9 protein-coding genes and 1 pseudogene are annotated in these 7,088 nt (G+C 58.0%); 6 read left to right on the plus strand and 4 right to left on the minus strand.

Annotation, left to right across the window (positions count from 1 at the left end; translation table 11 throughout):
- Positions 1-1,301: 1,301 nt before the first annotated feature.
- A complete protein-coding gene (locus ABVV53_RS10760) occupies positions 1,302-1,745 on the plus strand; it encodes an EF-hand domain-containing protein (RefSeq protein ID WP_353984429.1) in 444 nt (147 codons plus the stop codon).
- Between the two features lie 264 nt (positions 1,746-2,009).
- Here the strand turns inward: ABVV53_RS10760 and ABVV53_RS10765 are convergent, their stop codons facing one another.
- Together ABVV53_RS10765 and ABVV53_RS10770 are read right to left on the minus strand one after the other, a co-directional pair.
- A complete protein-coding gene (locus tag ABVV53_RS10765; RefSeq protein ID WP_353984430.1) occupies positions 2,010-2,177 on the minus strand; it encodes a hypothetical protein in 168 nt (55 codons plus the stop codon).
- The gene (locus ABVV53_RS10770; protein WP_353984431.1) at positions 2,174-2,728 is read right to left on the minus strand and encodes a cyclic nucleotide-binding domain-containing protein; all 555 of its coding nucleotides are present in this window, start codon (positions 2,726-2,728) and stop codon (positions 2,174-2,176) included. The genes ABVV53_RS10765 and ABVV53_RS10770 overlap by 4 nt, the downstream gene beginning before the upstream one ends.
- Positions 2,729-3,493: 765 nt before the next feature.
- On the opposite strand from ABVV53_RS10770, the gene ABVV53_RS10775 reads away from it, so the two are divergent.
- The 4 genes from ABVV53_RS10775 to ABVV53_RS10790 all read left to right on the plus strand — a co-directional run bounded on the left by ABVV53_RS10775 (position 3,494) and on the right by ABVV53_RS10790 (position 5,713).
- Entirely contained in the window at positions 3,494-3,778 is a 285-nt protein-coding gene (locus tag ABVV53_RS10775; protein WP_353984432.1) for a hypothetical protein, read from the plus strand.
- A gap of 181 nt (positions 3,779-3,959) precedes the next feature.
- Entirely contained in the window at positions 3,960-4,511 is a 552-nt protein-coding gene (locus ABVV53_RS10780) for an EF-hand domain-containing protein (protein WP_353984433.1), read from the plus strand.
- A gap of 272 nt (positions 4,512-4,783) precedes the next feature.
- On the plus strand, positions 4,784-4,909 hold the full coding sequence (locus ABVV53_RS10785) for a hypothetical protein (RefSeq protein ID WP_353984434.1): 126 nt from the start codon (positions 4,784-4,786) through the stop codon (positions 4,907-4,909).
- A gap of 636 nt (positions 4,910-5,545) precedes the next feature.
- Positions 5,546-5,713: a hypothetical protein gene (locus tag ABVV53_RS10790; protein WP_353984435.1), complete on the plus strand. Its 168-nt coding sequence runs from the start codon at positions 5,546-5,548 to the stop codon at positions 5,711-5,713.
- Positions 5,714-5,758: 45 nt separating this feature from the next.
- On the opposite strand, the pseudogene ABVV53_RS17280 reads toward ABVV53_RS10790, so the two are convergent.
- A pseudogene (locus ABVV53_RS17280) lies at positions 5,759-5,905 on the minus strand (IS630 family transposase); the annotation flags it as partial.
- A 24-nt stretch (positions 5,906-5,929) separates the two neighbouring features.
- A complete protein-coding gene (locus ABVV53_RS10795) occupies positions 5,930-6,244 on the minus strand; it encodes a hypothetical protein (protein ID WP_353982419.1) in 315 nt (104 codons plus the stop codon).
- Between the two features lie 77 nt (positions 6,245-6,321).
- On the opposite strand from ABVV53_RS10795, the gene ABVV53_RS10800 reads away from it, so the two are divergent.
- Positions 6,322-7,088, plus strand: a protein-coding gene (locus ABVV53_RS10800) for an IS5 family transposase (RefSeq protein ID WP_353982420.1) whose coding sequence is annotated in 2 segments (ribosomal slippage) — positions 6,322-6,634 and positions 6,634-7,088 — 768 coding nt in all. Because the reading frame shifts where the segments join, the coding sequence is not laid out codon by codon here.

Here is a 7,088-nt window from a genome sequence, read left to right on the forward strand (position 1 = left end):
ACGAGCCGCGCCTTTAGCAAAAATCGTGCACAGCCTGTCACCGCACTAAGATCCGACACCTCCGCCTCGGCGCGTTTTTACACAGCCTCGGTCGATCGACGTCGATGCGCGTGCCCCACTTAAACGGCAGCTATCACTTCTGGCTCACCAAAAGCGGTCAGGGCAGGTTTCCACCAGACCTCGCCATCAAGCGGGCCTCCAGCGTAATCCGAAAGCGGACGCGGACGGTCGTGACCACACGCTTACCTGCATTCGACAGGTTAAGGACGGAGCCTTAGCGTCGCGCCATCCTCTTGTTGGAGCTAATCGTGCGAACAATAGGCGGAAACCTGCTGCGTGATCCTGTTCGCGCTCTCTGCCTGCGACGCACGCGAGCAGCAAAGCACCCGCACATCATCGGGCGTTGTGCCGGCGATAGATGAACCGCCGTCGGGGCTTCAACCGCCTTCGCCCCGGCCTTGGATAAGGACTCAATCCGGAATGACCGTGGTTGTGAACGCCAAACCGCCCTACGATCGAGAAGAGATCATTTCACGCGCGCCGGTCGGCTTGAGACCGCTCATCAGATTTCAGGCCGTTGGCCGAACCCGCGCTGAGATCATTGAAGACACTAACAGCCTCGTCGCCGCCACACGGTGGGCCAGCGTGGAGTGGCGGCTATGTGGCGGATAAAGATACCTTCGAGCTTTTGGTTGCTGATGCCCCAGACGCTGAGCGTCTGCGGGCTATGATCCCTGTTAATTTGGCTTCGGAAACCATTGTCAGAACTGGTTCCCGGATCGCTGAGTAGATTCCTGACGTATGCCTCCTAGTGTAGCGCTCGCGGAGACGTGCGGGAGAGCTCGAGGCACGCCGTGATCAGCAAATCTGATGACGGGTACGCGACTAAGGCGAGCGGTAGGCACTGGAGCGCTTGTCGCAGTTCAAGCACATTGACCTTGCTGCTGCCGAAAGTTGCTTCGGTGACCACTTTGGAGCCTTTCAGCGTAGGTACGGGTGAGGGACACAGCCTCTGTCCTTGTCTCACGCGCGCCCGAGGGAGGCAGGGAGCGCGATCCAGACCTGCGAGATCCTCGGATCGATGCGGCAATTCTTGATGCCGGTCAATTATCGGAGCCCTTTGGTGAGGCGCGGGTTTCCTTCCGACCGGATAAGGAACGTCAGAGCTGCATTCGTGGGGTTAATGCATCGCGTATGGAGTGCGGTAAGCCTTGCGCGGCCTTGTCGCGTGTGTCCGGCGTCTTTCTTTTTGCCCTTGGGCTCTCAGTCGATGAACGACCAATATAGAAGGAACCAGAACTATGCGATTGCTAGTGTTGTGCGCGGCCCTGGCGGCAACGCCACTCGCCGCCTGTCAAGACGCAGAAGTAACCGAGGCCGAGGCGCCGGTGGCGGTCGATCCTGTGGATACAGGATCAGAAGTGGTGACCACGGACCCCCCAGTTGGGACCAGCGCTGGCTGGGATACCAACAATGATGGGAACTTCGACCGGAATGAGTTCACCGGCTATCGTGATACGGGTTTCCTTGGGTGGGATGATGACAAGGATACTCGCCTAAGCCGCACCGAGTTTGAAGCCGGTTGGGCCGAGGCAGGCTGGCGCGACCCCGGGACAGCCTTCACAGCGTTCGACGACAACGCGGACACTTTCCTCAGCGATGACGAGTTCTTTGGGGAAGATGAATTCTCGGAATGGGATAAGAATGCCAACGGCGTGCTGGAAAGGGGCGAGTGGAATTTCTGATATCAGCTAAGAAGGGCGGCACCGGGGAAGATGTACCCAGGTGCCGCCGAAAGTTAGCGCAGCATACGATTTCCGGAAGTATCTACTGTGTCGTCGTTACACGCAGCTTAAAGGAATCCTGGCAGCTCCTCGCGTGATCTTTGTCTAGGAATTCGCCGATTGACCCGTCGTCTGTCCGCGGCCAAGGACCGCCTGATCCGGTTTTTCTCTCATGAGGTGCTCTCGAACAAGTGGTGCGGGCAACAGGCAGTGCGCCGCCGCAAGTCACCACGCCCGAACGTACAGGTTAGCCTCTCCACCATCGCGCAGGGGACTAGGCTTGCAGAATTCCTGAACTTTTGCGCGGTCGTTCAGAATGACTTTGCGGCCCCGAAGAACCAGCCCATGCTCCCTCACGATTTGAAGCGCACGGGAAAGGGTTTCCGGCGTCATCCCAAACGCGATGCCAGCGTCTGCTTCGAAATGAGCACCTCTGAGTTACGGGATTCCGACTCCTCCGCTATACGAAGAAGGTAGGCGGCCAGGCGCTGCGGCGCCGATCGTGTTTTCACGTCCTTGATATGGCGCAGCAGTACTCGCGTTTGGCCCGCAAGCAAATGTGCCAGACGGCACGCCAGCTTAGTGGATCTCGCCATTTCGTCTCGCACTACGTCGGCGGGAAGAAGCAGAAGTTTGGAGCGCTTCATTGTGCGGGCTGACAGAAGGTAAGGCTCATTGACGAGCGCAGACGCGGGCATAAAGGCGTCGGATGGGGAGAGTATGAGAATACTACACTCCTTTTCACCTATTCGCGTAAATGCCTCGGCAACGCCGGAAAGAACGATGTGGAGCGCTTCTGGAGTCTCCCCCTCCTCGAACAGTTGCGTTTTTGGGGGATAGGCTCGCAGCGTGGCAGCCGCAGCAAGTCGTTTGATGCAGTCGAGCTCAATGCCTTGGAACAATGGCATGTTTTCGAGCAACGAGACATCTGCACCTCCAGCCATTTAGTTCTCCAACAGACTAGCCCTAACCCCCGCACGACAAACTAGGGGCAGCTGGTTCCACCGCTAAGAATACATCATATGCAACTTGCCAGACCCGCCTGGCGAGCGATAATTCCAGCGTGCAGCACTGATGGTGTCACAGAAAAGCTGGTGCCCCCTTGTGCCGTACTCGCCGCGGCGTTCGCCCAGGTGGAGGCGCTGAGGCGCTCATAATTGACGCTGATCAAATCTGGAAACGCCTGACGCTCAGATCGGTTACCGACCTGTCTGCTGAGTGGTTTTGCGAATCCTCGCCACGAGGCGGACAACTCCAGTGTGGTGCGGGCGTGCCGGGGCGGATGTTCCGGTGCGCCCAATCCTGGCTCGGAAACTGTGAAGATCGCTTGGCGAAGATGCTGACTTAAAAGAGGCTGGAGCGTTTCCGCCGCGCCGCGTGGGGCAGTCGAGCCCAAATCGAGGTTGTCAATCTGCGGGCAGGCAGATGGTGAACTGCCGGAGCAAGGAACGGTCGCGTATCTGGGAGGAATTCTTCCTGCTCTGGGGCACGATGAGCTTGAGAAAGGCAGGCAGCCTTGCATCCGTATCTTCGACGCTCAGGCGTGCACCATCTGAGTAATGAAAGATTCAGGTTGCTAATTCCTGTACTATACCTCGCGGATATCCTCCAACAATGTGATGCATCCCGCACTTATATGGCATTATCGGGAACAAATTGAAGCTAAATATGTTTAATTGTCATATAGCAAACAACAGGCAGTATGTATCATGAAAAGTAGTATTGTATTCGCAGCCTTCGCAGCCGCCACCGCAATTCCGGTCGCAGCAGCGGCTGAATCACCTCCTTACAAGGCAGAATCACCTGTCGTTGTCGAGCGAGCTGCAAACGGACGCGCCACGGCAGTGCGTGCAGATGGGAAAATATATCCCGTTTGCACGACCGAGCGTCAGGACAGCTGCATCCAGCCACGCGCCGCGAAGCTTGGCTGGGGCGACCGCCCGCTGAAGTACTGGCCAGGTGAAAAGGATTTCGCCGCCCGCCGCGGAACTTAAGCTCCTCGTGGGCGCTGCAAGACACTCGACCGGCCAGCATCTGACCGAGAGCGGAGGAATACCCGTCCGGCTACTTCCAGTCGCCCTTACGTTCCATGCAGCTGTTGGTCGAATTGCAGCGGCGCTTTAGCGGCACCGCAGCATCATCGAGCATCAACAGGGAGGCGCGGAGAAGGTCGTTGTGGCGACCGCACGCGCCTCCAAAGGCCGCTTCGTCGTCAGCAAAAACGTTCGAAAGCTCGGAGTGGATCTGACCAAAACAGGCGCTCATGTCTTGGCTGTTTTCGTCACTGCGGAGAACATCATGAGCAAATTCCGATGGCTTGGTCTCGCTGCGGCCCTGGCCTCCAAACCTGCATTCGCTCAAACTAACCTGCCGTCCGAGCTTACTGATGGAATGTACATCACCCTCGCGGAGATCCGCTCCAATAGCATGGATGCGTTTGAGGTATTTGCAGGCCCTCAGGGTGGCCCTATCAGCAAGCAGCAATTTCTATCACCAGGGTTCCCGAAGACGTTCTGGAAAACAAGCCTGAGCGGCCCCTTCTGGCGGTTGTTCACCGCTATGGACGCGAATGGCGATGGGCAGGTCGCACTTTCAGAGTGGAGGAGCAGGACTGAGCGCGACCTGCAGTTCGCAGACGGCAACGGCGACGGGCGGGTTACGCTAAAGGAGCTGGCAAACGCCCGAAAAAGCATGAGCTTCGGAGAATCTCTTGGGCTGATGTTCTAACGCCAGCTCGCTTGGCGGGGCCGGTGAGGCCATGGCGTTGACGGTGGAGCGTGTTGGCTGGCCGATCGGAATTGCTTTGCTGGCCGTTGCACACCGGTACCGTCTATGTGCGGGCGTCGAGGGCGCGCGTGAAGCCGAATTTCCCCCTGAAACGTCGAACGCAGGAACGCCAGTCGAGCAATCGACACCATAAGGAACCGGGTGGATGACGGAATCGTCTTTGGATCAGCCGGGGTCTTACGGGACTCGCTCACAACAGAGGAACATGCGCTATGAAGAAGATCGCTACTGCTATCGTCTCTTGTGCCGCTCTGGCGGTGTCCGCCTGCGGCGACGAGACGGAGCCGGCTGACGCGGCCGTCGCACTGCCCGGCGGCACTGTGGTGACCGAAGACTAGGCCGACGCGGTCGACGAGACCACCGAGGGGCTTGAGGAAAAAGTGGTAGAGTAGTCGATCAACTGAAGAATGCCTGGCCGTCCGGCAGACCGTCACGCCTTTGCGACAGCCGCGCCTACTTCACGGCCGGCGCACGTCTCGGGAGTGTGCAAAGTTTTCCAGCGAATCCTTTTTGCCGAGCGGATGGCAGCTTCGGGGGGACGGACATCTCCATCGCAATTTGATCGCTCGAAATGGACACTAGCTGTCCTTTCGGAGTTCGACGCGAGCGCCGACCCTCTCAGCCACGAAGCACGCACCGGAATTGGGCGTCGTTACCGCTTTGCTGCCCGGCGGCGCCCCGTAGCTGAATGGCCATCTCCGCGGCACAACTACGGCTCTCCCGGTGCGCGGTGCGTGCGGCAGCTACTTGCGGTAACGCTCCATTGTTCAACGATAGATGAGAGAAAAAGTCGGATGTTTCCTGTGCGACTTAAACAAGTTGCCTCACCACCCGGTAGAGATCATCGTCTAAGGTCAAGCTGTTCGGCCGACAAAACACTGCGTAAGAAATTCACATTGTGGCGCCCAAGTTGGAACTCTATACCTCTTGAAAGCTTTTAGAGACTGAAACGTACTGAGAGAAGGAGCAATCCAATGAAGAAAATTGCTATGGCAGCCCTTGTACTCGCTGGCTTTGGCACGACTGGCTGTGCTGCGTTGCTCGGCGCGGGGGCGGGCGCCGCGGCGGTCGCGTGCACCGCGGACGATGTCAATTGCCCACCTACGAAAGTGATCAACGAAGCCGAAGACGTCGTGGACTAAGGATATCCGCTACAGATAACTCGGGATGGCAACAACACGGTCGTGCTAGTCACCTGAAGCTGAAGTTCGCCTCATTGTTTTCTGGCAGAAGCGTTTGACAGAGGCGAGGATCTCGTCGGCGGACTTGGTCTAGCGGTAGGGCTTCGGGTTTCCGTTGTGCGCCTCGATGAAGGCGATGATGTCGGCTTCGACCTAGGCCGTGAACTCATAAACGCATCAGCGGATGGTCGTCGGGCCGTCCGGTAGGGAAGTGAGGTAATCTGCGATTGCACACGCTGTGGTGGCAGCGGCGTCGGGGTCTACGACCGATAATCCCATATGATCGGATGCGATTCCGACTAGGTACGTTGTTGCTTCGTCTTTCGAGCTATCGTGGCAGAGCATGCTGACGACGTGCAGCAGATAGCTATCATATTCGTCGGCGCATCCTTCGCCACAAGTGCCGTGCTCATCTGCCAATCCGATCGGATCCCAAAGCTTCCAACCGATGTCGCGCAAACGGGAGAGCTGTATTTTCGGGTATAGCGCCATGCCGGAATCCTAACATCGCAAGCGGCACTCGACCATCTGCCCTTTCCATTTCGCCCGTTTGCTGATTCAGCGTCGGCATGAGCCGATATGATCTGACCGACTTCGAGTGGCGTGTGATCGAACCGCTTCTGCCCAACAAACCGCGAGGGGTGCCACGTGTCGATGACCGCCGCGTGTTGAACGGCATCTTCTGGGTACTGCGATCAGGTGCGCCGTGGCGTGACCTGCCTGAACGCTATGGTCCGCGAACTACCTGCTACAACCGATTTATACGATGGCGGAAGGCGGGCGTATGGGACCGGATGATGGACGCCATCACTGCCGCCCACGACGGCGACCTTCAGATGATCGACAGCACATCAATCCGGGCGCACCAGCAGGCTGCGACGGCAAAAAGGGGGATCGAGATCATTGTCTCGGTCGCTCCAGAGGTGGGCTCACGACCAAAATCCACGCGGTCGTCGATGGGCAAGGTCTCCCGATCCGACTGAGCCTTACCGCTGGACAAAGCCATGACGGCCAAGCCGCTGACGATCTGCTAAGCCATGTAGGTGCCGAAGCAGTCGTGCTGGCGGACAAGGCCTACGATGCGGATCGCATCCGGGCGTCTCTCCGCGAGAAAGGAGCGTTCGCCAATATCCCGCCAAAGGCCAACCGACGGTCGAAACCGTACTTTAGCACTTGGCTCTACCGCGAGCGCAACCTGATCGAACGCTTCTTCTCCAAGTTGAAGCACTTCCGCCGAGTTGCCACCCGATACGACAAGCTGGCCGAGAACTTCCTCGCAATGGTCCAACTTGCCTCAATGCGCCTGTGGCTACGGATTTATGAGTCTACGGCCTAG

Source organism: Novosphingobium kalidii, from assembly GCF_040534015.1.
Taxonomy (GTDB): Bacteria; Pseudomonadota; Alphaproteobacteria; order Sphingomonadales; family Sphingomonadaceae; genus Novosphingobium; species Novosphingobium kalidii.